Raw genomic sequence first — 25,052 nt, forward strand, 5'->3', positions numbered from 1 at the left:
AGCCGCTGCCGCTCGCCGACCCCGATGACGGCATGAGCTTTCGCGTGCTCTCCTTTCACGACGTGCGGGCAACGTGCGCGCGAGCTTCGAAAACTCACCCGACGAAACCGCCATCGACGAGCGCACGCTGGCCGAGGTGTTCGCCTGGCTTCAACACAACGACTACCACCCGATCAGCCTGCAGCAGGTGATCGATGCGCGCGCCGACGGCAAACCCCTGCCTTCCAAACCCGTGCTGCTGACCTTCGATGATGGCTACCGCAGCGCCTATACCCAGGTCTTCCCGCTGCTGCAGCGCTTCAAATATCCGGCGCTGCTGGCGTTGGTGACAAGCTGGCTCGAGGTACCGGAGGACGGCAACGTCGCCTACGGCGACAAGCCTGTGCCCCGCAGCGACTTCCTGCGCTGGCGCGAGGCCGCGGAAATGGCGCGCTCCGGCCTGGTCGAGCTCGCGAGCCACAGCGACGCCCTGCACACAGGCGTGCAGGCCAATCCCCAGGGCAGCATGCTGCCGTCGGCGGCCACCCATCGCTACGACCCCGCCACGGCGCGCTATGAGGACGACGCCACCTACGTGCAGCGCATCGAGTCGGACCTCAACCGCAGCCGGGAGATCATCGAGGCGCGCACCGGCGCCAAAGTGCGCGCCATGGTCTGGCCGTATGGCGCCTACAACGCCGCGGCACTGAAGGCCGCCGAACGGGCAGGCATGCCGGTGACCTTCACGCTCGACGACGGGCCGAACGCGCCCTCGGTGCCGTTGTCTCGGATCCGCCGCGCGCTCGCGGCCTACGACAACGAAGCCCCCGATTACGCCCGGCTGCTGCGCAGCCCGGTCGGCGGCGAACTGCGGCCGATCAACCGCGTCATGCACGTGGACCTTGACCATGTCTACGACACCGACCCGGCGCAGCAGGAACGCAATCTTTCGGCATTGATCGACCGCGTGGCGGCCGTGCGGCCGCGCGCCGTGTTCCTGCAGGCCTATGCCGATCCCGACGGCGACGGCGTGGCCGATGCGCTCTACTTTCCGAACCGCCACCTTCCGGTACGCGCCGACCTCTTCGGCCGCGCGGCCTGGCAGTTGCGCAGCCGCGCCGGCGTGAAGGTCTACGCATGGATGCCGGTCATGGCGTTTCGCCTGCCGACATCCCACCCGCTGGCGATGCACACGGTGCGTACCGCGAACGGCAGCGCTCCGCCGGACCGCTACCACCGGCTGTCGCCCTTCGATCCGGCGGTGCGCGCGCTCGTGGGCGACATCTACGAAGACCTGGGACGCCATGCCTTCTTTGAGGGCCTCCTGTTCCATGACGACGCGACGCTCTCGGACGACGAGGACGCGAGCCCCTTCGCGCTCGCGGCCTATGGCCGCTGGGGACTGCCGGCCGATGTGGCCGCCATCCGGGCCGATCCGGCGTTGATGGCGCAATGGACGGACGCAAAGACGCGCCACCTGACGGAATTCACCCAAGAGCTCGCCGCGCGCACGGGGGCCTGGCGGGCGGGCCTCGAAACCGCGCGCAACCTCTATGCGCGGCCGGTGCTCGACCGCGCGGCGGAGCAGTGGTTCGCACAGAGCTACGAGGCTTCGCTCGCGGCCTACGACTACGTGGCCTTGATGGCCATGCCCCGCATGGAGCGCGAGGACGATGCGAACGCCTGGCTTGCGCGCCTGGCGCGCCGAGTGGCCGGCACGCCGCGCGGCCTGGATGGCACCGTCTTCGAGCTACAGGCACGTGACTGGCGCACCGGAAAACCGGTGGCCGACGAAGAACTCTCGCGCCAGTGGGCGCTGCTGCATCGCATGGGCGTGAGGCACCTGGGCTACTACCCGGACGACTTCCTCAACAACCAGCCGTCGCTGGAGGTCGTGCGCCGCGCGATCTCGGTGCGCACCCTGCTGTGGCGCGCACTGCCGATTCCCGCGATATCCCCCGCAGCCACCACTGCGCCTGAGAGCCGCTCGCCATGAACACCTTCCACGCCCTTTCGCAGGCGCTGCCATCGCTGCTGTTCGGCTTCGTCTTCTACTACCCGTTCTTCATGGCGTACGTGTGGATGGCGGGTGGGTTGTCGCACGCCTGGTTCTTCGAGCGCCAGCGAGACGTCGACGCCGATCCGCTGCAGACGCTTCCATCACAACCCCTGGTCACGGTGGTCGTGCCCTGCTTCAACGAGGCGCCGCACCTGCGCGAGGTGATCGAGCAGCTGATGCGTACGCGCTATCCGAACTTCGAGGTGATCGCGGTCAACGACGGCAGCACCGACGGCACGGGCGACCTGCTCGATGCCATGACCGCGGAGTACAGCCGGCTGCGGGTGATTCACAACACGAGCAACCAAGGCAAGGCCGTGGGCCTGAACACCGCCTGCCAACTCGCGCGCGGGGAATACATTCTCGGGATCGACGGCGACGCGCTGGTGGACGCCAACGCCATCGCGTGGATGCTCAAGCCCATGCTGGCGTCCGAGCGCATCGGCGCCGTGACCGGCAATCCGCGCATCCGCACGCGCACCTCGCTGCTCGGACGCATGCAGGTCGGCGAGTTCTCGTCGATCATCGGCCTCATCAAGCGCTCGCAGCAACTGGTGGGCACCTTGTTCACCGTCTCGGGTGTGATCGCGATGTTCCGCCGTCGCGCGGTGATCGACGTCGGCTTCTGGAGTCCCGATGTGATGACCGAGGACATCGACATGAGCTGGAAGCTCCAGCTCGCTGGCTGGCAGCTGCGATTCGAGCCACGCGCGCTGTGCTGGATCCTCATGCCCGAGACGCTGCGCGGGCTCTGGCACCAGCGCGAGCGCTGGGCCCTCGGTGGCATCCAGACCATGCTGCGCTACACCACGCGCATCCTGCGGCCGCGCCACTGGCGCATGTGGCTGATCTACGCCGAGTACATGGTCAGCGTGGCGTGGGCCTATGCCATGGCACTCGTGCTGATCATCGGCGTTCTGCGCCCTCTCCTGCCCGCCGGATCGGCATGGCATTCGGCGCTGCTGCCTCACTGGCAAGGCACCTTGCTTGCGATGACTTGCATCCTGCAGATGCTGCTGAGCCTGTGGATCGACCGTCGTTACGACCGGGACCTGATGCGCTATTTCGTCGGAACGATCTGGTACCCGATCGCCTTCTGGACCATCACGATGGCGGCCACGGTGGTCGCCTTACCTAAGGCTCTGTTGCGCCGCCGCGGCAAACGCGCGGTGTGGACAAGCCCTGACCGAGGAGTTTCCAATGCACCCTGAATCCAACCGACACCCGCAAGCCACCCACACGGACACCAGCTGCGACACCGCTCCGCCCGTGCGGCGCCGCTCCTGGGGCCAGCCCGCCGGAGAAGAACCGATCATCGACGCCGCGCGCATCCCGCTGCGCGCCTTCGGCACCGGCCGCTCGCCCCAGCGAACACTGGCCATGTACCTGTGGCTGCGCGTTCTGCGACCGGCGGTGAACATGGGGATCTGGTTCTGTGCCATCTGGTATGCCTGGCCGTACGTGCTCGGCGCACGCTCGCAACCCGAGGTGCTGCAGCTGCTGGGCCTTTACGCCATCGTCATCGGCGCGATCCTCGCCTCGATGCTGGCCATCGCACCACTGCGGCGGATGCAACACCGGCGTGGTGCACCGCCGGACCAGGAGCATTCGTCGCTGTTCGCCCTGGCGTCGTACATTTCCGTGCCTCCTGCGCGCCTGTCCGCCTGGCAGCGGGCGCGGCAGCTGCTGGTGCAGCACGATCTTCACGGTCAGCTGCATGATGCGCAAGACACGACGCCGGGCCTGCTGGAGCCCGCGCCGCGTCGACCGCGCACCGCGCGCTGATCCGATCCCACAGAGCATGTGGTCCCCGCCGCCGTGCGGCGAAAAACGCGCGCGGCTGCGCAGCACACGTCCCTCGAAAACGAGAAGCCCGGCGATCTGACCCGGCGCTGGCGTCCACCTGCCGGCCCCGGCCGGCGGCCATCTACGGCCCGGACATTCGGCGCGGCTGGCCTACTTCGGTTCCGCGGCCGGAGGCGTCGACCTGCTGTCGCTGGCCTTCCGATCAGGGCGTGTACGGCTGCGTTCGGCGGCGCCTTGGGCAGCCGGCTTTGGATGGCCGCTCGCAGCTCCAGAGCCGTCAGAGCCGCCCCCCGACGGGCTCTGTTGGCGTGCAGCCTCCGGCGTGGCAGCGCTGGTGCCACCGGCCGGGTGCGTCGGAGGCGTGGTCGGGCTCGGCGTCGATGTTGCATCGCCGCCGACGGCAGGATGGGTGGGTGGTGCCCCCGGGGCCGGCGTCTGGGCCGAGGAAGCGAAGGATCCGAGCGCCAGGCAAGCTGCCGCCAGCGCGTGAGTGAGTGCGGTCATGCCGTGTCTCCTTGAAGCGGGTGGCCATTTGGCGCCTGCCCCGGACCCCTGCTGTGCGCGGCGGGCCCCGCTCGTTGTCGGAGGGAACCTACGCGAAAGCGCTGCGTTCGCGATCCAGACACATGCCGTCCCACGGCCAAGTCAGCGGCGTGCCCAGGAATGCGCACCTGTGGCGCGAAGGGGCACATCGCTGGTGTGCCTCAAGGTGACGGGGCCCTGCCGCCAGAGGCTGGCGCGTTCGCACGGCGACAACGCGCAGTGCGCTCAGCCTTGGGCGCTTTGCGCGCAAGCAGCTGCGCAGGAATGCGGCGGGAAGACGCCCCGCTCAGCGGCGGTAGGGATTGTGGGGGCGACGGTCATAGCGGTCAGGGACGCCGTCGCGGTCGCTGTCCCGACGCGCATGACGGTAGTCGGCGCGGCGGTCGTGCCGGTGGTCATAGCGATGGCGTGTCACGTGGCGCGGCGGCGGCGGGGCCACCACGACCACGTGTGGCCGGTAACCGCGGTCTCCAGGATGCGGCTGCGCCTGCGCGGGCGCACTGAGCGCGGACAGCGCCAGCAAGGCTGCAGCACCGAATGCAAGGGAAAGCTTCTTCATTGCAACTCCTTTGAGTCGTATTCAGGAGCTCCGATACTGAGGCCGGACTGTGAAGGACGGGTAAGGCGGCGGCGAAGTTTCGATGAATCCCTGTGGGGAGATTCCCGTATGCATGGCCGTGGTGTCGATCCTCGATGTCGCCGCGCCGTCGATCCGTGCGGGGTTTGCCCTGAGACGCCCGAGGTTCGACGACCGATGTTTCGGGCCGCAGCAAGGCCGGTCCTGACAGCCCACGTGCGGCCGGCGGCTGGCGCTGTGCCACGCCTGCCATGCGCGATGGAGACGCGTGATTTGGCGGTATGCGCGTTCCGGTGAACGGCCATCGCGGACTTCGCCCCGGCGCTGGAGAACAGACGCCTCAGATGTCGATGCCAAGCACAGCCCTGTGCGCGATGGGATGCCACACCTTGCCAGTCCTGCTGGCCTTGGCGAGCCGTTCGAGGAAAGTCCTCGGCAGCTGCCTTCCCGGCGGGTGCGAGCAAAGTATTCCATCCCATGTGGCGTGGGTGAGCACGATGGCAGCGCCATACCCCGCAAGCCTGTCGAACGCCTCAGCAACAAACAGCGGCATACGCGGTTGAGTCACCTCGATCCACACGGTCACATTGAGATCCAGATGGTTGCCCGCGTCGATGGCCGCAGCCAGCAAACCGGCCGCCTTGCCGGTGATGATGGCAGCGGCCGACCCCGACGCGCTGATCGTTATATGCACCACCGGGAAGTTGGGGTTCGACACATCGCTCCAAACAGTGGATTCGGCCGCTTCGCAACATCACATCGCTAGCCATCATCGTCTTCGATGTAGAAGATGGCGAGCTCTTCGGCGCCATTGCATGCCGGACAGCGCTCGTCAGCCCAGGGCGCGTCGCCGGGGCCGACATCCTGTCAAAGGATGCGCACTACCGACGTTTCCCCAAACACGTGTTCGAGCATTCTCCGATAAAGACGCCCGGGTAGGCGATACCAGATGCAAGGGGCCGCCTCGCGCGTTCGCCGCGCAAGACCCGGCACTCGGGGCGCACGCCTACGTCAGAGTTCGCGATTCGGAAACGTACCAAAGAGGCAGTTCGACTTAATGTGATGTCTTCACATACACAATCCGTAAGCCAAAAGGCACCAAAAGCACACCACCTGTGCATACAAGCGCTTTCGGACAAAGGCTCGGCCTTTGGGCTCGGCAAGGCGATCAAAGGGGAAATGAATGCCGCTCTTATTTCTGATGAGGCTTCTTCAGACAGAACTTCCCGTGCGGGTGGTCCAACCCGAGGAGATTCGACATGTCTCGGTGCTCCTTGCCACGGGCCTCATCGTGGCTGAGATCTCGGGGCTCGAGCCCACCGGCTTATACGCCGCACCACGCATGGCGACGGTGATCGCCATTACCGATGAGGGGCGGGCCGAGATCGCGAAGCTTGGAAAGCGGCCCGAACTGGCCAAGACCACGATGCAGTTTTCCAATGGATTGCGGCTGATGTGAGTTCTCAGTCGCCTTGCATCAAGCCCATCGCCACGCCTCCAGGTTTGAAGGTTCAATGGTGCAGTGCAGCTCCTGCCGGTCACTAGGCATCGCCGAGGTCCGGAATACACGGTCGGACGTGACACCCGCGTGTTTTTCGCGCTGGCAAATCAGCCCAGCGACCACCCCGAACGGTGGCAGGCGTCAGCACCACGTCCGGGTGATTACGACTCCGCTTCCCCCGCGCACGCGACCTTCACGGCGGGTCCATCGGTTGGACCATGCGGCGTTCAGTCCCCGCGCCGCCCGGAATGGTTGAAAGCCAGCAGCAAGCCGGCGAGCAACGCGCCGCCTGCCGCGGCGATCAGTACCGCTTTGACCGGTTCGTCCGCGATCCGCTTCACACAGGAGGCCTGCCAATCATCTGCATGCTCCCTGAGGCTCGCCATGGTTTTCCCGGCCTCGTTGACGGCCTCTCGGGCGTAGGCCCTGCCCGTGCTGGCAGCGTCCGAGGCCACGTCTGCCGCGTCCGCCGCGATCCCCCGAACGGTGTCGAAGGCCTCGCCAGCGGTCGCCTTTGCATCCATGGCGCTTGTCCGCAACGCTTGGGCTGCATCCGTGGCGATCGTCTTCGCCTCGCCCGCGAGGCCGCCCGCCGCCGTCGATGCGTCATGTGCGACCTGGCGAGCCTCTTCGGCAAGTTGGGAAGCTGTCTTTGTGTCGTCTGCCATGGCTGCCTTTCAAAAGAGCAAAGCGGTTGTGCAGCAGGTATTGGGGCGAGGTCGTGCGCGCCATCACGTGGGGGCGTATAGGGATCGCGTGTAGGTGATGGCCGCGGAAACACCTATTGCGAGCCAACCGGATGCTGTTGAGCGACGCCCGCAGCCCATACCCAGCGTTCCCTTCACTCGCCAGATGTGGTTGACAGCCCTCGCGAAGCAAGGTCGGATCGTTCGCACGGGAACGTCGGCGCAGTTCGCATCGCTCATCAAGAGCGATCTGGCGCGCTGGAAAAAGGTCGTCGTCGACGCGAAGATCACTGCCTACTGAATCGGGCCACGGCGCGCATCGGAAGCTGCGGCGAAGTTCTGGGTATCGCTCCCGTGCAAACGCGGATCGCGATCTTCGTGGCGAATTCGTTGAATGCTCCGCTGTCGCGTGTTTGCTGCGCTTAAGCCGGCCCTGAAATCGTCATCAACGGAAACGCCAGCTCACGAGAGAACGCAGTTCTCCAGCTCGCGGCTATGCACCACGCCGCCCTTGCGACGTGGCAGCAACGAGAACGCGAACGATCTGCTCCGCGCCAGAGTCGGACCTTGGAGCGCTGGAATGGGATGGTGCCGACGCTAATGCGGAGGGATTGCATCCTTCTGCGTCAGGAAGTCAATCACCGCGCGCACGGCGGGAAGTTGCCCACGCTTGTGCGGTGTCAGGATCGTCGTCATCACGCTACCAGCGGTCCATGCCGGTAACACGCGCACCAACCGTCTCTCCCTGACTGCTTTCGCCGAGATGGCTTCCGGCAGGCAGACAATGCCGAGACCCGCTTCCGCTGCCTTTAACAATGCCACGGATTCATCGGCACAGAACTGCGTCCGAGGCGCAACGTCCACCGCGCGGCCATTCACATCGCTCAAGCGCCAGTGCTTCGTCGTCGCGTTGGTCATCAGTGCGTGGTGATCGCTCAAGGCCTCCGGCGTTGGCGGCTCGCCTCGCATGGCGACATAGGACGGCGCCGCCACCAGCGTCAGCGGCTCCTCATTCATGCGGCGCTGCACCAGGTCGGAATCCGGCAGCGCCGCGAAATGACTGCGGATGGCGAGGTCGAAGCCCTCCTGCACCAGGTCAACGAAGCGGTCGGAGACATGCAACTGGATACGCAGCTTCGGATACTGCCAAGCGAGAATGGGCAAGCGATCCGCGAGGTGAAACTGCGCGGTGGGCACTGACGTGGTGATTCGCACCGTGCCGCTCGGTTCCGCCAGTCGCCGATGCACCACTGCTTCGGCCGCCTCCGCCTCGATCATCACCGCACGGGCGTGGTCGTACACATCGCGTCCCACCTCGGTCAGCGTGAAGTTGCGCGAGCTGCGATGAAGCAACTGCACGCGAAGCGTGGATTCCAAAGCCGCGACACGCTTGCTGATGGTCGATTTTGGGCAGCCGAGACGCCGGGCGGCTGCGGCGAAGCCGCCGCTGTCGACCGCCTGAGCGAAGAAGTGCAAGTCGTTAAGGTTCAGCATCGACGTCTACTCATGTGGACATTGAGTATCAATTTACCCATCTTTTCGATCAAAGTTCACGTTTGTACATTTCAAATCCACCGATAACGGAGAAATGAAATGAAAGCGACCTCTGAACCCATCTTCACCTCTGGCTTCCCGCTCGGCAGCTCGGCAGGGCTCGTCACCGCGTTTGAATGGCTCGGCCAGCCCTACCGCTTGACCCGCGTGGACATGCTGGGCGAGATGCGCACGGAAGCCTACAAACGCCTGAACGGCAGGGTGGAAACCCCTGTGCTGATCACCGACGAAGGCCGCGTGCTCACCGAGACGATCGCGATCGCCTTGTGGCTGGAGGGACGCGATACCGAGCGCCGCATCAGCTTCGAGCCCGGCACACCGCAGGCTGATCGGATGCACCAGTATCTGGCTTTCCTCAACACCGGCTTCACCGGCGCCTTCTATCCCATGTGGGTGGCACTGGAAGCGGCGGACGCCACCGAAGGCGAGAAAGAAACCCTGCGCAAGTTCGGTCGCAGCTTCGTTGCCCTGCGACATGAACAGCTGGAGGCGATGATCGGCGACAGCGACTATCTGCTCGGCAACGAGCCAACGCTGGCGGACGCCGTGTTCGCCGGCGTGGCGCGTTGGGCGGACTTCCACCAGGCGATCGAACCGCGCGACTATCCGCGCATTCGCGCGCTGCGCCAGCGCATCGAAGCCGATCCTGCGTTTCGCTTTGCACTGGCGGTCGAAGACGGCAAGCCGGGTGGCGGCAACGGCGCTATGAAGGGACTTGTTCCGCTCGAAGACGTGCTCCGCAATGCAAGCCGTGCCTTGGCGGCCTGAGACGCTTGAAAAGAGGTCTCGCAAGCCACTCTGCAGGTGACATGCAAGACCATGTTCTATCCTCCGCACAACACCTCGCGAAGCCGACGCCTGGAATCAGCTCATCGCAAAGGTTGCGTCCTGAGTGTCCCCTTCGGGCGTTTTCCAGTTGGGTCTCGGTGTCCCGTTCCAGACCTTCAGCTCGAACGTCCGCCTTCAGGAAAAGCTCGACTTACGCTTTTAGCCCCGAAGCGGCCGGGCCGCGTCGGACCGGCGATCGCCGAGCGGGCTCATGAGTTCGCGCAGGCTCATGGGCGCTTCGAATCGACGCTCGTGAACCTTGCCGAATTCTCGCTACCAGCGTTCGAGGAGCCGGAACATCCGCGGTTTCAGCAATCCATTGGGCCGGCGGCGGCGAACCTCGTCTCATGATCAGTCTCTTCGGGGTGTCGCTGAGGGTTCGATGAAACTTTTCACGGCGGAAAGAAAAGCATTCCGCCATATTGATCCACCGCAACGGTGGAAAACTCGCCGGGATGTTCCTGCATTTGAGCTCTCGGCCTGCCGACAAGAGGCCAAGTTACATCAACCGGAAACCGCGGCTGAATTGCATCGAGGTTCTTACAGGTGCCGCCATCTCGCTCATCTCCGCCAGCTCGGCATGCCCAGCCTGGGTGATACACGTCACTGTGGCCAAGCGAGGCGGGACGTAGGGGGTGAACGAGCTGAGGGTCATGATCTCGGCCTCGATGAGGCCGGTAGCCAATAGCACCGAGACGTGCCGAATCTCTTCTGGCTCGACAACCCGAACCGGGAGTTGCACGTGTTTCAGTCTGTACAAGAACGAAAGCGGCATTAGGGTCTTTCTGTCAGGGGCGGGATTCATAGGCCACGCTAGTCAGAAAAACCGAGCGCCACTGTGCGCCAGCGCACCGTGGCGTCAAAAATAAAGTACCTCGGTTGGTGCGCCACCGTACAGACGCTATGACACTGGCCGCAGAATCATGAAAACTTTGGAAGCGGCTCCCTGCCATGGTCCTGCCTGAGCGTTCGTCTTCGTTGCCAGCGGCTGCCGCGCGCAATGGTCTGCTCGCTGCCATTCCTCCCGAGGTGATGGCCCGGATGGAGCCGTTTCTGGAGCTGGTGACACTGCGTCTCGGGGAGGTGCTCTATGAGTCGGGCGTCGTCCAGGAGCACGTGTATTTCCCGACCGGATGCATCGTCTCGTTGCTGTACGTGCTGGAGAATGGGCAATCTGCCGAGATCGCGGTGGTCGGCTTCGAAGGCATGGTCGGCGTGTCGCTGCTGATGGGTGGAGGTAGCACGCCCAATCGCGCGGTCGTGCAAAGCGCGGGCCAGGCGTTCCGGCTCAGCGCAGCTCACATCAAGGACATGACCCAGCAGGGCGGTCCGCTGCTGCAGCTTTTGCTGCGCTACACGCAGTCGCTGATCACGCAGATGTCGCAAACCGCCGTCTGCAACCGGCACCACTCACTGGAGCAGCAACTGTGTCGCTGGCTGCTCCTGAGTCTGGATCGCCTGCCGGGCAGCGAACTGGTGATGACGCAGGAGCTCATTGCCAACATGCTCGGCGTGCGGCGCGAGGGGGTGACGGAGGCGGCGGGCAAACTGCAACGGCTGAACCTGATCAAGTACGCGCGCGGGCATATCACCGTGCTCGATCGACCCGGGCTCGAACGTCAGGTGTGCGAGTGCTACCAAGTCGTCAAGCGCGAGACGGACCGGCTGCTGCCGCACCGGCCGGTCCCCTGAGTTGGCGCGTTCGCGCACTTTCGGCTGCTGCTGGGTGCGCAGGCGCACATAGCGCAGCAGCTCTGTCGGCCACAATGCGGGCGCCAGCGCGGACCCGCCCGGGCACCTCTGGCTTTTCCTTTTTTCAAGGGCGGTGGCGTGACTTCAGACTCGGCCGCTCCGGCGCTCAATCGATTGCTCGAGGCGCTGCCGCCTGCCGACCGGGCACACCTGCTGGCGCGCTGCGACAGCGTGGAGTTGACTGCGCCGCAGGTCCTGTACGAACCTGGCGACGCCATGCTACACATCCACTTTCCAACGAGCGCATTCGTATCGCTGGTGTCGACGGCCGATGGTCACGACGGCCTGCAGACAGGCATGGTGGGCAGCGAAGGTGCTGTGGGCCACGAGCTGTCGCTGGGCGTGCAGCGTTCCCCGCTGCGCACGCTGGTCCAGGGCTCCGGCCTCGCATGGCGGCTCACTGCGCAGGCGCTCGAGCAGGAACTGCTTGCAAGTCCTCCGCTGAAGCGCGTGCTCCATCGCTACGTGTGCGCGCTGCTTACGGAGTTCGGCCGCTTGGGCCTGTGCCACCAGTTCCACCAGATCGAAGAGCGTCTCGCGCGGTGGCTCCTCACGACACAGGATTGCGCGCACTCGGCGCATCTGGCACTCACGCACGAAGTGCTGGGCCGGATGCTGGGCGTTCGCAGGGTCGGCATCACCAACGCGGCCACGGCACTGCATGCGCGGCACCTGATCGACTACCGCCGCGGCGTCATCACCATCACGGATCGCCCGGGGCTGGAAAACGCCGCATGCGACTGCTATCGCGCCAACCGGCGCAGCTATGCGGAATTGGTCCTCTGACATGTGACGGCAGTCGCACGGCGGCTCTTCGCCGATGCGACCACCGCCGAAACAAGAGATGGCGCCGAGTCGGCTCGAAGCCCGCAAAGACCGGCCCGCGCGCAAAATCCGCAGCCGCAGCCGCAGCCGCAGCCGCAGCAGAGGGCTTGCCTTACGAGGGTCTCTTGAGGCGGGGCGCAGAAGATGCTTCAATGGCAGGCGGCACGGTCGTGGCGCGATGCCCGCCGTGGCGCCACCGGACTTTCTCCTGCGCAACGGCCGACAGCCCGCGCGGCGTGATCCGTAGAACGTACATGGCGTGCAGCATCAGCACTTGGTTGTCGGTTCTCGCCTGCAGGGTCGCCTCGATCAGTCCGCCCTCGACCAGCCGCTTGGCCGCAGCGACATCGGCCGACAGGATCAGGAGCCGTGGCGGCGCCATGCGATCCAAGCGCATCAGCAGCTGGGTGTCCATCGCAAGTCCCTTTGGAGAGATCCCCGGCGCAGGTTTCTCACGATCCGACCGCCTCGGCGATAACCCAGCCTGCGCGGGGGACGGGTCAGCGGCCATGGTGCGTGCTTTCAACTGAAGATCCTGGAGAAAACGGCCGGGCGCTTTTCCCACCACGGCGTGGCTTTCACCTCGATCGACGTATATGACGGCCTGTACTCCAACGGCAGGCCCGGATCCGTGATCACCCGCAGCGCGCCTGCGACGCGCAACGGGTGAGGCATGCTTCCCGCGCGAAGTGCCCCAAAGAGGATGTCGAGATCGCCCGCGCATTCCAGCACCACGTGCCTCAGGCGGGATGCGCCATCGCTCGACACGTCCGCGAGCTCCTCGCTCGCTGCCGCCCGCAACCGGGCGGTGAGTGCCTTCAGGAGTTCGGCCCAGTCGTCGAGTTCGTCGCGGCGAAGGACCAGCGGGATTTCCCCAGACAGCGGCTGGGGTGCGAGATGATGAGGCAATCCAGTGTGTGCAGAGTAGATCATGGGGTCCAAGGAGAGCGCGGCGCCAAGCCAGACTCTTGCTTCTAGTGCCCTGCGCCGACGGCGTCTGTGCGGAGACTCACATAGCACGTCCGATTGCCTGCTGGGTGCGTCAGGAGCGGAGCGCCGACTTGCCTTGCTGGGTCGCCATGCAAGGGCCCTTGCCCGTTGTCGCGGCAGGCGGCTTGCTGCGCGCCCGGTGATCTCGTCTCCCCGCGGCCCCCGCACCTTGCCGTGTGCGCAATGCCGGGATCAGCGACTGTCCGCTCCCATCGTGTTGGCTCGCATCGAATGCTGATCCCAGCCCCGGCTGATGGCCCAGCGAATCGGGCGGAGCGTTCTCACCGAAGACAAGGTCGCGCTTTCCAGGCGCTGCGCTGCGCAGGCCTGCGCGGCAACGCCATTGATTGTTTGACTGCATTCGTTTTCGGAGTAGCCTGACGACAAACACGCGGGAGCATCGACGTGATGCGCCTAACGGGGTTGGCGGAGGCAAGTTCCTATGTCCGCAAACATGTCCCCTGCGGGCGCGATCGGCTCGCGCCCACCGCGAGCAGCATCACCGCTCGCGGTCCTTGGCATGCTCCTGGCCATGCCGATGTGGCCAGCCCCGACCCATGCTGCCGAGCCAATGCCTGCCATGAGCAGTTCCCAGCACCGGTTCCAGGTCATGAGGGTGGTTCTTCCGACCTTCAAGGTGCTCGAGGTCACGCCGATGAAGAGCGGCCACGCATACCGCGTCTGGACCAACATGAAATCGGTGCTCATCGGAGGGCGCGAATACCGCTTCGACAAGATCGGAGAAGCGTCCTTCACAGTGGCCCGCACCAATGCCGAGCGCCATGACAGCCTCGGCCCGGCCTGGCGCGTCCAGATCGATGCGACGCCGTCCACCAGCCGCGGCGCTTTGCCGCAAGGCGCCCTACTGACGGGTGACGCCCACCGCGCGACGAGGGTGACGGTGATTTACTGAGGAGAGGGGGTCGAACGCTCGGACTTTACGCCGTCGCTGTTGAGGCGAAGACGTGACATTGCTTTCCACAGCCGAGCAGGTTCTGGAAACACGACGTCCGCTCAAGAATCGTCGGCACAGGATCGAGCTTGCCCGAGCGCGCCTGTCGACCTCGCGCCGCGCTTCCTCGCCACGTGCGGCCCCATTCGGAACTTGGACGCCCCGGGCCTGTCCATGCGCACGCGCCATGGATGACCCTCGGGGGCGAGTCAATCGTGCACTTTGACCGTATTGCGCCCTGCTTCTTTGGCACGGTAGAGCGCTTCATCCGCGGCTTTCAATAGCTCGAACGGCGTGCTGCCAGGCTGCGGAACCCAGGCCGCCGCGCCGAGGCTGATGGACACGGTACCCAGCACTGCCGCCGCGTGGGGAATGTGCAAATCGATAACGGCCTGCCTTGCCCGCTGCGCAACCTCGAGCGCACCTTCAGCGTCTGTTCCAGGCAATAGCAGAACCATTTCCTCGCCCCCGTAGCGCGCGACGAGATCGGTCGAGCGCAGCACCGCCGTGCGCAGTGCCAGGGCGATCCGCTGCAGGCACTCATCGCCTTCCAGATGGCCGTACAGGTCGTTGTACTTCTTGAATTCGTCGACATCGACCATGACCACCGCCAGCGGCGTCTGGCTTTCCAGTGCCTGTTGGAAGTTGAAGACCAAGCGCGCATCGAAGTAGCGGCGGTTGGCCAGGCCCGTGAGCCCGTCTTCCTGGGCAAGATGCTCCAGGCGTTCATTGGCCTCGGTCAGGGCGTCGCGGGCGCTTCGCAGATTCAGCTCGGCCACCAGTCGTCTGCGCATCGATCGGATCAGGTAGCGTCCTGATACCGCGACGATCAAGCACAAGAGGACCACCCACGTTGTTTGATAGATCGACGCAGACTTCCACTCCTGCAAAGCCTCACCCTTGCCGACAGCTACCGTCACGAAGAGCGGATAGTCGAGGAGGTGCTCGAAGCTGATGATCCGCGTCACGCCGTCGATCGCCGATCTTCCTTCGACGGTGCCCGAGCGCGAAGCCTGGAAGATCTGATGGAACGGCGACTCCTTGTTGCGCCTGTTCATGTCGGCCTCCCGGAAGGGCCGGCGAACCAGGAGTTGGTCCGGCCCGAACAGCGCGATCGCGCCTTGCTCGCCGATCTGGAAGCGATCCAGGACGTTGAGCAGATGCTTGACGCTGAGCGTGACCAGTACGACACCGGCAAAATTTCCGTCCGGGTCGTTGATCCTCCGGGACACCGGGATCACCCATTCGCCCGAAGAGCGGCTCACGATAGGGCCGCTGATCAGCGTGCGTGCGCTCGGGTTGTTTCGATGGTGAATGAAATACTCGCGGTCCGAGTTGTTTTTCGTTCCGGCCGGAGATGCTTCCGAGTAGACCAGCCAGCGGCCTTGCTCGTCATAGATGAAAAGCCCCTTGATGGCCTGGATCTCGGAAGCATGGTTCACCAGGACCGGTTGAAGGCGCTGCAGCGCGTCGGGCGTGATGTCCGTGCGCTCGAGCTCGAAGACAATGCCCGAGATGATGTGCTCGGCCAGGGCCACGGTGCTGTCGATCTGCTGGCTGACCGCGCGCGCCAGGTTGGTATTGGCCCGCGCGATCTGCTCGTTTTCCGCCGTGCGCGCGCGAACGACCAGCCATGCGTTCATCACCAGCAGTGCCACGCACACGAACACGACAAACGAGGTCGTTCCGTAAATGACGCGACTTCTTTGGAGATCCGTTTTTCGGGCGACGGAGCCCGGGTCGGCTACGGGCCGTGGGCCGATGGATGCGGCCTGAGCAGGCTCCTTCGAATCGGGAGAGGAAGCTTTTTTCATCGAAGGTCTGACGCCACAAAGAACATCGAACGCTGGGCTCTACCTCCCCGCGCACGGGCGCGCTGATCATCGCACCACGGCGGGGCTTTGCTCGCGCCTTCGGCTGCCTGCATCGAGCGCAGATCTTCTGCACCAGCATGGCGTGCCTGGAACAGGCGGGCGCAGCCCCAACCACTCCACGTTGCCGCGGTCATTGCGCGTCCTTGTGCGACACGAGGGCGCGTTCAATCAACGCGGGCAGTTCGGTGGGCGGCACGGGCGGGCTGAACAGGTAGCCCTGCATTTCATCGCAGCCATGGGCGCGCAGGAATTCCAGCTGTTCCTCGGTTTCGACGCCTTCGGCGATGACCTTGAGATTGAGCTCATGCCCCAGTGAAATGATGGCCTTGGCGATGGCTTTGTCCTCTTCGTCGCCGGGAATGTCGCGCACGAAGGCGCGGTCGATCTTCATCCTGGCGATCGGAAAGCGCTTGAGCGCACTCAGGCTTGAGTAGCCGGTTCCGAAATCGTCGATCGAGAACTGAACGCCCGTCGCGCGCAAGGCCTGCATCGACTCCAGGGCCTTCTCCAGGTCTTCCATGACCATGCTTTCGGTCAGCTCCAGTTCAAGAAAGCGGGCCTCGAGCCCACTATCCTTGAGCGCCCGCGCGATCTGTTCGATCAAGGTCCGCTCCTTGAACTGCCGGGCGGACACATTGACCGAGACGCTGAAGGCGGGCAACCCGGCCTCCTGCCAGGCCTTGTTCTGGAAGCGGGCCGTGCGCAGCACCCATTCGCCGATGGGAACGATGAGCCGCGCCTCTTCCGCCAGCGGGATGAAGTCCGCCGGCGACACCAAGCCGCGCTTTGGGTGCTGCCACCGGATCAACGCCTCCACGCCGATCACCTGACCCGATCCCATCTCGACCTGAGGCTGATATTCGAGGTGGAACTCGCCGCGTTCGACGGCGTGGCGCAACTCTTCACGCAGGGCGAGCTTTTCCCGGATCGTGCCGCTCATCCCGGCCGCATAGAACTGGAAGTTGTTGCGGCCGGCGGCCTTGGCGCGGTACATCGCGGCATCCGCGTTCATGAGCAAGGCATCGGCGTCCGTCCCGTCCGCAGGATAGACGACCACGCCCAGGCTGCCCGTGAGCTGGACCCCTTGGCCACCGACCTGGACCGGCCGCGCAATCGCCTCCAGCAGTCCTTGCAGCGCCGGCATGATCTCTGTCCCGTCCCCCGGCTGGTCGTACAGAACGATTGCGAATTCGTCGCCGCCCGTCCGCGCGAGCGTGTCGACGCTGCGCAGGCAGCCGCTCAAGCGTTCGGCCATGATCTTCAGCAATTCGTCCCCCGCCCTGTGGCCCAGGCTGTCGTTGATCAATTGAAAGCCATCAAGGTCGATGAACACCAACGTCATCAATCGACCATATTGATCCGCATAGGAAATGGCCTGTCGCAGGCGGTCTTCCAGCAATGCGCGATTCGGAAGACGCGTCAGCGCATCGTGGCTGGTCTGGTGCTTCAAGGTGTCGGCGCTGCTGGCCAAAAGCACATTGGATCTCTCGATGTACTCGGCCATTTGGTTCATGGAGCGCGCAAGGATGCCGAATTCGTCCGGTCGGTTGTCCGCAATGCGCGCGCTGAAGTCTCCCGATGCGACGCGCCGGGAGAAAGCGGCGATCGCGCCGATTGAGGACATGATGCGCCGACAGACAATCGTTGCGACAGCCATGGCCAGAAGCGCGGCCAACAGGACCACGGCCACCGCGGGCCACCGCGCGAGGCGTGCCGCGCCTTCCACTTCGTTTCGCGCCTGAAACTCGTGCTCGGTCGCGGCGGCGTGCAGATGCTCCAGCGCCGATTCGATGGCGACCGCCGCAGTCACATAGGATTGGCGCGGGTGATGCCTGGCGTCTGAGTCGGGCCCCCGGTCATGCATCCCGACGAATGCGAGAAATCCGTCTTCGTACTGCTGCAGCAGAAGCTCCAGCTGTTGAACCTGATGCCGGCTTCGCGGATCGGCCGAGAGCGAGCGTAGGCTCGCGAGGTGTCCTCGCAGGTTGCGCAGATGCGCTTGCATCTTCGACAGGGCGCGCTCGGTTGCCAAGCCCGTTCCCAGGGGGCCGACGGATCGCAGCACGTCGCTTTCGGCAGCCCGTGTCTTGTACATCTCCAACGAGCTTCGCAGACTCAGGTTCGCCATGCTGTTCTCGCTGACCGATGACTTGGCGATGCCGGCTGCGGAGCGCTGCAAGCTGACATAGAACGCCAGGCCCAACGCGACCACCAAGGTGACGACAACGCCGAAACTGAACACAAGCTCGAACTGCAGGCTTCGGCTTTTTCCCGCAGGCGCAATGTCCGTGGACCCAGTGTTCAAAGCGGACCTGCTCCCAGTTTGACCCTGACGCCACCCATCATCGCACTGGCGCATGGCGCAGCCACTGCCTTGCCCGGCTGAGGATCTTTGGTGAGGAAGGCCCGGACTCTGCCGCCTTCGTCGCCTGCGACAACCAGCTCATCTCGCAACGCTGGCGCTGTCACGCCGAGCACGCCCGACCAGCTTCTGTCCTCGCCGGCTCCGTTGAGGTGGTTGCGCTGCCCCCCTGGGCGCCCACATCGATCTTGTCGTCTGCCATATGGTCATGCTCCTTGCGTCCCTTGCGAGGCGGTGCCGCTGCTGCGCTGCGGCGCCTGAATCACTTGAACCGGTAAGTCGGCTGCCCCGTGCAGGCCATTGACGCATTTCGCTGACAGCCTCCCGAGAGTGAGCCGCCGCGACGACGTAGAACTTATGGCCGCACTTCGTTACCGAAAAACGGCAGTCGGGGCACCTGCCTTCGCCGGCGCGTCCCCGCCCGCCCCCCGGTTCATGGAAACGCGGCTTGGCGCGGAGCCTGCGCAGCCCGTCGGGAGCCCAATTCGAGAACCCCGAGCAGGGTTCGCAGGGAGCACAGTTCCTCTCTGGACGCTGCGCCGCAGGAACATGCGGGCTGCCATTGCGTTGAGCTGTGGTTGACCTCCAGGTCCAGAGACCACGAGCGACGTGCCCGCTTGGGGTCGGCGCTCTGTCGGCTTCGGGCCTTCGCGAACTTTGGCACTGTTTTGAAATGCCACTGGTCAGGCGCTGTGTCACACTGCACTGCTTTGTACGGAGCGCATCATGTCCCTGCTTGCGGTTCAGGAAGCTATCGCCACGCTCACGAGGGATGGCCGTGATGTGCGAGTCGAAGCGGTCGCAGTGACGTTGTACAACGGCATCGTTCTGAAGGGAATGTTCAAGCATTCTGCCGAGCAGCGCACGGCCTGCGTCACGGGCTCGTCCACAGCCTTGGCGGATGCCAGCACGCATGTCAGCACATTCTTCGATCTTGAAGACGTCGTGAGCTTCACCTATGCGGAGAAGAACCAGCGCATCGAATACTAGATGCGATCGTTCATCCAGGCTGGTGCTCTGGAGGCTACCGAGGAGAGCGCTGAGGTCCGTCGCAGCCATCGCGCCACCGACCGCGTGTTGACCGCTCGCTTGGGTTGTCACCCCCGTTTCGAACGGCGCGGGTGCACAGGCATCCCAGATCTCATGCAACTGGTCCGGGGTTCACGGCCGATGTGACAACTCGGATTTCTCCATCCGATGCTCGGCCGCAAGGAAAAATCGCGCTAACCGAAGTCACCCGCCCCCAACAAAATTGACCCTCGAAGTCACCTCCAATGTCGGCGTCGGGACAAAGTGGCAAATGCATTACAAATGTGCTACGCTTGCGGCCATGAAATCGTGCACCTTACCTGCCGTTCGCGTTGAGCCGGAACTGCGTGCCGAGCTCGAAGCGGTCCTGGGTGAAGAGGAAACCATCAGCACCTTTGTGGCCGATGCCGTGCGCCGAGCAGTTGATTTCCGTCGCGTCCAAACGGACTTCCATGCGCGTGGCGAGGCCGCTTGGCAGGCCTACCTGCGAACCGGTGTTTCACGCCCCGTGGACGAAGTGTTTGACCGCGTCCAGGCCCGCATTGATGCACGACGTCGCGAATTGCAAGGCCCTGGCACGTGACTGAGTTGTTCGGGGTTGAGATGACCCCGCAAGCCGAGGATGACCTTGAACAGTTGTTTGAGTTCCTCGTCGCACGGTCAGAGACCTTGGAGAAACTGGACCATGCTCAGCATGTACTGCACCAGCTTCGCACCAGTATCAAGAAGCGGCTGGCCGAGAATCCTTGGGCGTATAGGAAAGCGAGCGACGGCAGGCGTACAACGCGCCGAGAGTTAATCGTAGGGCTTGGTTCCACAGGCTATGTGGCCCTCTACGAAATCGTTCCAGGGCGGGAAGTCAGGGTGTTGGCAATTCGTCATCAGCGCGAAGAGGACTACCACTGAGTGTTGGGGGGTGCGGATAAAAACTTGGACTGGTTTATGTCGCAAATCCAAGACTCTCTCGATATTCGATGGGGCTGAGAGAGCCAAGGGAGAGCTTGATCCGCTTCTCGTTGTACCAGCGGATGTAGAAATCAACTTCTTTGATGAACTGCTCGATCGTGGTGGCCTTCCAGTCCCGAGGGTAGAACAGTTCCGTTTTCAGCCGCCCGAAGAAGCCTTCGCACGCGGCGTTATCCGGCGAGCACCCCTTGCGAGACATCGAGCGAACCAGCTTCGCGTCACCGATCCTCGATAGCCAACCAGGCCAACGATAGTGGGCACCGCGATCAGAGTGAACGATGGGCCGGGCGTTGCCGTCGGCCACGGTCTCGATGGCCGCATCCAGCATGGTGTTGACCAGCTCAGCATTTGGATGCTCCCCAATGGACCAACTGATGACCAAGCCATCGAAGCAGTCGATGACGGGCGAGAGGTACACCTTGCCGGCCGGGATCTGGAACTCGGTGATGTCGGTCAGCCACTTCTCGTTCGGCGCTGTGAATCGCCCCGGATTTGTGGAGGCTCAACACTCTGAGAGGATTGAGCCATGAAGAAGTCGAACAAGTTCTCACCCGAGGTGCGTGAGCGCGCGGTGAGGATGGTGCAGGAGCACCGTGGGGAGTACCCATCGCTTTGGGCCGCGATCGAATCGATTGCACCGAAGATCGGCTGCGTGCCGCAGACGCTGAACGAATGGGTCAAGCGCGACGAGATCGACAACGGCGTGCGTGAAGGCGTCACGACCAGCGAGGCCCAGCGGATGAAGGAGCTCGAGCGCGAGGTCAAGGAGCTGCGCCGGGCCAATGAGATCCTGAAGCTGGCGAGCGCGTTTTTCGCCCAGGCGGAGCTCGACCGCCGGCTGAAGTCCTGAGGGATTTCATCGACAAGCATCGCGCCACCTTCGGGGTCGAGCCGATCTGCAAGGTCTTGCAGGTCGTCCCGTCGGGTTATCGGCGGTACGCGGCGCTGCTGCGCGAGCCGCACAAGCGCTGCGCCAGGGCGCAGCGCGACGATGCCCTCTTGCCAGAAATACAACGCGTCTGGCAGGCCAACATGCAGGTCTACGGCGCCGACAAGGTCTGGAGGCAACTGGCACGCGAAGGCACCGCGGTGGCGCGTTGCACGGTCGAGCGGCTGATGCGGCGCCTGGGGCTGCGAGGCGTGATGCGAGGCAAGGCAAGGTGGTGAAGACCACGATCAGCGATGCCAGAGCGCCATGCCCGCTGGATCGGGTCAACCGACAGTTCCGGGCGCAGCGCCCGAACCAGCTATGGGTGTCCGATTTCACGTACGTCTCGACCTGGCAGGGCTGGCTGTACGTGGCCTTCGTGATCGATGTGTTCGCCCGGCGCATCGTGGGTTGGCGGGTCAGCAGTTCGATGCGCACGAACTTCGTGCTCGATGCGTTGGAGCAAGCGCTGTACGACCGTCAACCCGAGCGCGACGGCAGCTTGACCTGTCACTCGGATCGCGGCTCGCAATACGTCAGCATCCGCTACACCGAACGACTTAGCGAGGCTGGCATCGAGCCATCAGTGGGCAGCAAAGGCGACTCCTATGACAACGCCCTGGCCGAGACGATCAACGGCCTCTATAAGGCTGAGTTGATCCATCGCCGTGCACCGTGGAAGACCAAGGAGGCGGTGGAATTCGCAATCCTGGAATGGGTGTCCTGGTTCAACCACCATCGCCTGCTCGAACCCATCGGGTACATCCCGCCTGCAGAAGCTGAGGCAAACTATTACCGGCAACTCGCCAGTCAGACCGCCACGATGGCGGCATAACTTAAACCAACCGGCCTACATGAAAGCCGGGGCGATTCAATTCTTGGTTGGGAAACCCAGCTGACGAATAGTCGCTCTGACGCGTTTACCGAGCTTGATGTAGAGCTTGACCGCTCGAACCCTGTCTTCGTACGAATACATGAACTACCTCCTGGTAGTCCAAGTTTTTGTCCGCACCCCCTAGGGTCAGAGATCAGTGGAATCCAACAGCCGGCCGGTACCGCGGCCCGCCCTCCCGATGCGAAGGCGGCCCGACTGGAGGCGCAGCGCCACGGCGAAATGATCGCGAAGGCGCTGCAGCGCTGGCCATCGCGCCGCGGCAGTTTTAGCCTCGGTGGAAGTGAGTAGCGTTCCTGCGAGTTTTGGAGCCCGACATGAAGGTCGTTCCAGTGCACGTACTCGCGTGGAGGTCGTCGAGATCCGGTGCGAGTGCGCAGTCCGCCCCGAGTCGCAGTCCATCCTCCGCCGCCTCGCGGCAACGTGAAATATTCCGCAAAAATGGCTTGCAACCGTAAGTCAGTGGTTGCGCTGGGTGACGCTAGTAGCTACATTTCGCCGACCAAAAATCGGCCGGAGTTTTTGGTTGAGCAAGCGCCGGCACTCGGAGGACCGAATGCCGCTTTCGTTCTTGTACAGGCTGCAGCACGTGCAGCTCCCGATTCGCGTCGTTGAGCCAGAAGAAGTCCGGCGCGTTTCGGTGCTTTTGGCGACGGGTCTGATCGAGGCCGAAATCGTTCCCCTCAAGGTCAATGCACCATACGTCTCGCCACGGCTGGCTACGGTATTCCGCATCACTGAGGAAGGACGTGCCGAGATCGTGAAAATGGGCGACATCCCCAAGCTCGTCGAGACGACGCTTCATTTTGGTCGGGGGCTGAGATTGCTGTGAACGCACGCCCGAGGCGACCTGGTTCGGTGGCGGTACTCGGCCATGAGCAAGTGCCGGCCGTTAGCGCGAGCCGCTCAGTTGACCGGTCTTCCCGGTGCCGCGCTGCGGCGACTTATATCGCTGCACTTTGGCCGAGGATTGCTGAGCTACTCCTTCTGACCTCTCGCAGGTACAGAGACTCCGCCGCAAATGCAAGCTGCATGAGGCTAGCGCTAGCCTGGTGCTCTAAATCAGTAACCAGGGTGCACGTCTCAGGATCCGCCAGCTTACCGGCGAGAGCGCGCTGAACACCAATGGCCGCGGCTCGCGAACGGGCAGCATGTCGCCGGAGATCATCGAGATGCGATAGTCGTTCGTTCATGAGAGAGGACAGGCAAGTTGAGTGCCTAGATCCGCCGGAGCGCGCCACTTCCGAGTGACAGCTGCGATGGGCACTCTTGCTGCAAAAAATGCAGAAGAACTTGCGGCACGTTCAGCTTGAGTGAGTTCTCCACCGTTTCGGTGGATAAGGCAGTGGACAAGCGTGTACGCATCGCCGGCGAGCGCCGCCACATCTACGTGGAGGCGCTACGCCTACAAAAGCGGCACCGCAACGCGACCCATCGTCTCCGTGAAGGCCCGCAAACGAGACGACCGCCGCATGGAGCAAGTCCGCGCGGTCGTCTGCGTATCGCGCACCTGGGTCACAGGCGCTTGGGTCAGGCGCGCGCCGCGCGTGCCTCGTTGCGCAGGTCACGGATCTGATCGTGGTTGCGCTGCGCGGCATACGCCTGCGACTGCACCACCTCGCGCACATCCTGAGGCAGTGGCTGTCGCAAGGCCTTGCGATAGCGCGCGACCGCCGCGTCCTCGCCGCGCTCGCATTCCTCGAGGATGGACAGCTCGCTGTTCGCGCCCACCGTGCCCTTCAGATGCACCCAGCCGCGGTGCAGCGCGCCCGAGGCGGTACCGCCGTCCGCCGGCTCTCCGCCGTAGGAGACCACCAGCTGCGAGAGTTGCGCCGCGGCTTCGCGACACTGCGCGGCGCGCGTGGCGAACAGCTGCTTCAGCTGGGGCGTTTCGACCTCTTCGGCACAGGTGCGAAAGCCCGCCTCGCCGTCGCGCGTGTTCTCGAGCACATCGTTCAACACATCCACCACGTCGTCGTTTGAGAGCGGATCGCCCTCGGGGAACGACGAGTCTTCTTCGCGCATGTAGAGCCGGTCGGCGCGCTCCCACGCTGCATGCGATGCAGGCCGCGCCTGCTCCCAGGCGAGCGACGAAGTGCCACGGCGTGTTTCCCATTCTTGCGCCAGCGACGGCTCAACGGCCGCGAAGTCGTCGTCCACCGTTGCGCGCCGGCTCCAGCCGAGTTCGTAGGCGGGCGCGTAGTGCTCGTAGCTCAGGCCCGGTTCGTAATAAGGCTCGCGCGTGTAGGCGCTTTTCCAGTGGCTATGTTCCGCGGTGGGGTTGATGCGCTCTGCCACGGCCTTGCCGCCCATGCCGCCGGCCACGGCGCCCACGAGCATGCCGGCTACCGCGCCTGCCGGTCCGCCGATGGCACCGACAGCAGCGCCGGCGAGGGCGCCGCCGGTGGCACCCGCGCCCGTGCCGACCGGATGCGAGCCGGGTTCACCGGTGATGGGGTCAAGATTCATGTCGCTGCGCTCGGAGGGGGTCTTGGCTTGTGTCATGGGCATTCCTTGAATGGTGGTTGAGCTCGAGCGAGTGTTGGCCTCGCTTGGCACCCATCATTCGCCGCTTGCGGCGCGGCGAGGTCGGCCACCGGCGCGGCGTGCTGTAGTCCAACCCGTTGGGTGTGGTGACGCGGGCAGTGATGATGCCCCCATACGGCGCCCACATCGTTCCTCGACCTCTCAGCCCGATGCGCCTATAGTGGCCATCGAGCCTCCGAAGCACGAGCTGCTGGCGCGCCCCGCCCCACCGCTTTGTGCCTGACCAGGGAGGCCGTCTATTACCCACCCTGGCATGTCTGCAGACCACGCAGCCAAAGTGCCGGCACCATGCGAGTTCGAGATCAGGTTCGATTGGCACGGCATTGCACTCCCAGCAGGGGCTTGCGTTGGCAGGAATCCCGCAACTCAACTGAACACGGCGATAAGGACGTGAGGCCTGAT

The 25,052-nt window shown here is 64.2% G+C and carries 22 protein-coding genes, 2 pseudogenes and 1 other annotated feature; of the genes and pseudogenes, 14 read left to right on the top strand and 10 right to left on the bottom strand.

Features of this window, described 5'->3' with window-relative positions; all coding sequences use genetic code 11:
- Positions 1-73: 73 nt before the first annotated feature.
- From pgaB to pgaD, 3 genes are read left to right on the top strand one after another with little or no spacing between them, the layout of a single operon-like run.
- Positions 74-1,975, top strand: a complete 1,902-nt coding sequence (gene pgaB, locus QHG62_RS20670; protein WP_281147544.1) for a poly-beta-1,6-N-acetyl-D-glucosamine N-deacetylase PgaB — start codon at positions 74-76, stop codon at positions 1,973-1,975.
- Positions 1,972-3,249, top strand: a complete 1,278-nt coding sequence (gene pgaC / locus QHG62_RS20675; RefSeq protein ID WP_281147545.1) for a poly-beta-1,6-N-acetyl-D-glucosamine synthase — start codon at positions 1,972-1,974, stop codon at positions 3,247-3,249. The genes pgaB and pgaC overlap by 4 nt, the downstream gene beginning before the upstream one ends.
- A complete protein-coding gene (pgaD, locus tag QHG62_RS20680; protein ID WP_281147546.1) occupies positions 3,239-3,823 on the top strand; it encodes a poly-beta-1,6-N-acetyl-D-glucosamine biosynthesis protein PgaD in 585 nt (194 codons plus the stop codon). Before pgaC ends, pgaD begins: the two co-directional genes overlap by 11 nt.
- An 850-nt stretch (positions 3,824-4,673) precedes the next feature.
- On the opposite strand, the gene QHG62_RS20685 is transcribed toward pgaD, so the two are convergent.
- Both QHG62_RS20685 and QHG62_RS20690 read right to left on the bottom strand, forming a co-directional pair.
- Positions 4,674-4,946, bottom strand: coding sequence for a hypothetical protein (locus QHG62_RS20685; RefSeq protein WP_281147547.1), 273 nt, complete (start codon positions 4,944-4,946; stop codon positions 4,674-4,676).
- 358 nt (positions 4,947-5,304) lie between these two features.
- Positions 5,305-5,682: a hypothetical protein gene (locus QHG62_RS20690; RefSeq protein ID WP_281147548.1), complete on the bottom strand. Its 378-nt coding sequence runs from the start codon at positions 5,680-5,682 to the stop codon at positions 5,305-5,307.
- A 465-nt stretch (positions 5,683-6,147) separates the two neighbouring features.
- On the opposite strand from QHG62_RS20690, the gene QHG62_RS20695 reads away from it, so the two are divergent.
- Positions 6,148-6,423, top strand: coding sequence for a hypothetical protein (locus QHG62_RS20695; protein WP_281147549.1), 276 nt, complete (start codon positions 6,148-6,150; stop codon positions 6,421-6,423).
- Between the two features lie 269 nt (positions 6,424-6,692).
- On the opposite strand, the gene QHG62_RS20700 is transcribed toward QHG62_RS20695, so the two are convergent.
- Entirely contained in the window at positions 6,693-7,133 is a 441-nt protein-coding gene (locus QHG62_RS20700; RefSeq protein ID WP_281147550.1) for a hypothetical protein, read from the bottom strand.
- Between the two features lie 184 nt (positions 7,134-7,317).
- Between QHG62_RS20700 and QHG62_RS20705 the strand changes: the two genes are divergently transcribed.
- A complete protein-coding gene (locus QHG62_RS20705) occupies positions 7,318-7,452 on the top strand; it encodes a hypothetical protein (protein ID WP_281147551.1) in 135 nt (44 codons plus the stop codon).
- A 296-nt stretch (positions 7,453-7,748) separates the two neighbouring features.
- Here the strand turns inward: QHG62_RS20705 and QHG62_RS20710 are convergent, their stop codons facing one another.
- Positions 7,749-8,645 (bottom strand): LysR substrate-binding domain-containing protein, encoded by an 897-nt coding sequence (locus tag QHG62_RS20710; protein WP_281147552.1) that lies wholly within the window; start codon positions 8,643-8,645, stop codon positions 7,749-7,751.
- A gap of 99 nt (positions 8,646-8,744) precedes the next feature.
- On the opposite strand from QHG62_RS20710, the gene QHG62_RS20715 reads away from it, so the two are divergent.
- From QHG62_RS20715 to QHG62_RS20725, 3 genes are all read left to right on the top strand, one after another.
- Positions 8,745-9,473 (top strand): glutathione S-transferase family protein, encoded by a 729-nt coding sequence (locus QHG62_RS20715; RefSeq protein ID WP_281147553.1) that lies wholly within the window; start codon positions 8,745-8,747, stop codon positions 9,471-9,473.
- Positions 9,474-10,484: 1,011 nt separating this feature from the next.
- The gene (locus QHG62_RS20720; RefSeq protein WP_281147554.1) at positions 10,485-11,225 is read left to right on the top strand and encodes a Crp/Fnr family transcriptional regulator; all 741 of its coding nucleotides are present in this window, start codon (positions 10,485-10,487) and stop codon (positions 11,223-11,225) included.
- A 138-nt stretch (positions 11,226-11,363) separates the two neighbouring features.
- Positions 11,364-12,071 carry a Crp/Fnr family transcriptional regulator gene (locus QHG62_RS20725; protein WP_281147555.1) on the top strand — a complete coding sequence of 236 codons (708 nt, stop codon included), beginning with the start codon at positions 11,364-11,366 and terminating at the stop codon, positions 12,069-12,071.
- Between the two features lie 151 nt (positions 12,072-12,222).
- Here the strand turns inward: QHG62_RS20725 and QHG62_RS20730 are convergent, their stop codons facing one another.
- Positions 12,223-12,525 carry a hypothetical protein gene (locus tag QHG62_RS20730; protein WP_281147556.1) on the bottom strand — a complete coding sequence of 101 codons (303 nt, stop codon included), beginning with the start codon at positions 12,523-12,525 and terminating at the stop codon, positions 12,223-12,225.
- 107 nt (positions 12,526-12,632) lie between these two features.
- Positions 12,633-13,043, bottom strand: a complete 411-nt coding sequence (locus tag QHG62_RS20735) for a hypothetical protein (RefSeq protein ID WP_281147557.1) — start codon at positions 13,041-13,043, stop codon at positions 12,633-12,635.
- Between the two features lie 637 nt (positions 13,044-13,680).
- Between QHG62_RS20735 and QHG62_RS20740 the strand changes: the two genes are divergently transcribed.
- Entirely contained in the window at positions 13,681-14,013 is a 333-nt protein-coding gene (locus tag QHG62_RS20740) for a hypothetical protein (RefSeq protein WP_281147558.1), read from the top strand.
- 248 nt (positions 14,014-14,261) lie between these two features.
- On the opposite strand, the gene QHG62_RS20745 is transcribed toward QHG62_RS20740, so the two are convergent.
- Entirely contained in the window at positions 14,262-15,866 is a 1,605-nt protein-coding gene (locus QHG62_RS20745; RefSeq protein ID WP_281147559.1) for a diguanylate cyclase, read from the bottom strand.
- Positions 15,867-16,056: 190 nt separating this feature from the next.
- A complete protein-coding gene (locus tag QHG62_RS20750; RefSeq protein ID WP_281147560.1) occupies positions 16,057-18,231 on the bottom strand; it encodes a putative bifunctional diguanylate cyclase/phosphodiesterase in 2,175 nt (724 codons plus the stop codon).
- A 783-nt stretch (positions 18,232-19,014) separates the two neighbouring features.
- Between QHG62_RS20750 and QHG62_RS20755 the strand changes: the two genes are divergently transcribed.
- The 3 genes from QHG62_RS20755 to QHG62_RS20765 all read left to right on the top strand — a co-directional run bounded on the left by QHG62_RS20755 (position 19,015) and on the right by QHG62_RS20765 (position 20,223).
- Positions 19,015-19,278, top strand: a complete 264-nt coding sequence (locus QHG62_RS20755; RefSeq protein WP_281147561.1) for a hypothetical protein — start codon at positions 19,015-19,017, stop codon at positions 19,276-19,278.
- Positions 19,279-19,540: 262 nt separating this feature from the next.
- Entirely contained in the window at positions 19,541-19,900 is a 360-nt protein-coding gene (locus QHG62_RS20760) for a YlcI/YnfO family protein (protein WP_281147562.1), read from the top strand.
- Positions 19,897-20,223, top strand: a complete 327-nt coding sequence (locus tag QHG62_RS20765) for a type II toxin-antitoxin system RelE/ParE family toxin (RefSeq protein ID WP_281147563.1) — start codon at positions 19,897-19,899, stop codon at positions 20,221-20,223. The genes QHG62_RS20760 and QHG62_RS20765 overlap by 4 nt, the downstream gene beginning before the upstream one ends.
- A 34-nt stretch (positions 20,224-20,257) precedes the next feature.
- Here QHG62_RS20765 and QHG62_RS20770 read toward each other — a convergent pair.
- A pseudogene (locus QHG62_RS20770) lies at positions 20,258-20,758 on the bottom strand (IS3 family transposase); the annotation flags it as partial.
- 51 nt (positions 20,759-20,809) lie between these two features.
- Here QHG62_RS20770 and QHG62_RS20775 point away from each other — a divergent pair.
- Both QHG62_RS20775 and QHG62_RS20780 read left to right on the top strand, forming a co-directional pair.
- A pseudogene (locus QHG62_RS20775) lies at positions 20,810-22,046 on the top strand (IS3 family transposase).
- Positions 21,088-21,204 (top strand) — a sequence feature (AL1L pseudoknot). It overlaps the preceding pseudogene by 117 nt.
- Positions 22,047-22,659: 613 nt before the next feature.
- Positions 22,660-22,935 (top strand): hypothetical protein, encoded by a 276-nt coding sequence (locus QHG62_RS20780; RefSeq protein ID WP_281147564.1) that lies wholly within the window; start codon positions 22,660-22,662, stop codon positions 22,933-22,935.
- 698 nt (positions 22,936-23,633) lie between these two features.
- Here QHG62_RS20780 and QHG62_RS20785 read toward each other — a convergent pair.
- A complete protein-coding gene (locus QHG62_RS20785; protein ID WP_281147565.1) occupies positions 23,634-24,608 on the bottom strand; it encodes a ferritin-like domain-containing protein in 975 nt (324 codons plus the stop codon).
- Positions 24,609-25,052 lie beyond the last annotated feature (444 nt).

This window comes from Variovorax paradoxus (genome assembly GCF_029919115.1).
GTDB lineage: Bacteria > Pseudomonadota > Gammaproteobacteria > Burkholderiales > Burkholderiaceae_C > Variovorax > Variovorax paradoxus_O.

Excerpts from the sequence above, each read along its gene's own strand:
- pgaC (WP_281147545.1), top strand. The coding sequence starts at position 1,972 with ATGAACACCTTCCACGCCCTTTCGCAGGCGCTGCCATCGCTGCTGTTC.
- pgaD (WP_281147546.1), top strand. The coding sequence starts at position 3,239 with ATGCACCCTGAATCCAACCGACACCCGCAAGCCACCCACACGGACACC.
- QHG62_RS20685 (WP_281147547.1), bottom strand. The coding sequence starts at position 4,946 with ATGAAGAAGCTTTCCCTTGCATTCGGTGCTGCAGCCTTGCTGGCGCTG.
- QHG62_RS20695 (WP_281147549.1), top strand. The coding sequence starts at position 6,148 with ATGCCGCTCTTATTTCTGATGAGGCTTCTTCAGACAGAACTTCCCGTG.
- QHG62_RS20700 (WP_281147550.1), bottom strand. The coding sequence starts at position 7,133 with ATGGCAGACGACACAAAGACAGCTTCCCAACTTGCCGAAGAGGCTCGC.
- QHG62_RS20705 (WP_281147551.1), top strand. The coding sequence starts at position 7,318 with ATGTGGTTGACAGCCCTCGCGAAGCAAGGTCGGATCGTTCGCACGGGA.
- QHG62_RS20710 (WP_281147552.1), bottom strand. The coding sequence starts at position 8,645 with ATGCTGAACCTTAACGACTTGCACTTCTTCGCTCAGGCGGTCGACAGC.
- QHG62_RS20715 (WP_281147553.1), top strand. The coding sequence starts at position 8,745 with ATGAAAGCGACCTCTGAACCCATCTTCACCTCTGGCTTCCCGCTCGGC.
- QHG62_RS20720 (WP_281147554.1), top strand. The coding sequence starts at position 10,485 with ATGGTCCTGCCTGAGCGTTCGTCTTCGTTGCCAGCGGCTGCCGCGCGC.
- QHG62_RS20730 (WP_281147556.1), bottom strand. The coding sequence starts at position 12,525 with ATGGACACCCAGCTGCTGATGCGCTTGGATCGCATGGCGCCGCCACGG.
- QHG62_RS20735 (WP_281147557.1), bottom strand. The coding sequence starts at position 13,043 with ATGATCTACTCTGCACACACTGGATTGCCTCATCATCTCGCACCCCAG.
- QHG62_RS20740 (WP_281147558.1), top strand. The coding sequence starts at position 13,681 with ATGAGCAGTTCCCAGCACCGGTTCCAGGTCATGAGGGTGGTTCTTCCG.
- QHG62_RS20745 (WP_281147559.1), bottom strand. The coding sequence starts at position 15,866 with ATGAAAAAAGCTTCCTCTCCCGATTCGAAGGAGCCTGCTCAGGCCGCA.
- QHG62_RS20755 (WP_281147561.1), top strand. The coding sequence starts at position 19,015 with ATGTCCCTGCTTGCGGTTCAGGAAGCTATCGCCACGCTCACGAGGGAT.
- QHG62_RS20780 (WP_281147564.1), top strand. The coding sequence starts at position 22,660 with ATGCCGCTTTCGTTCTTGTACAGGCTGCAGCACGTGCAGCTCCCGATT.
- QHG62_RS20785 (WP_281147565.1), bottom strand. The coding sequence starts at position 24,608 with ATGACACAAGCCAAGACCCCCTCCGAGCGCAGCGACATGAATCTTGAC.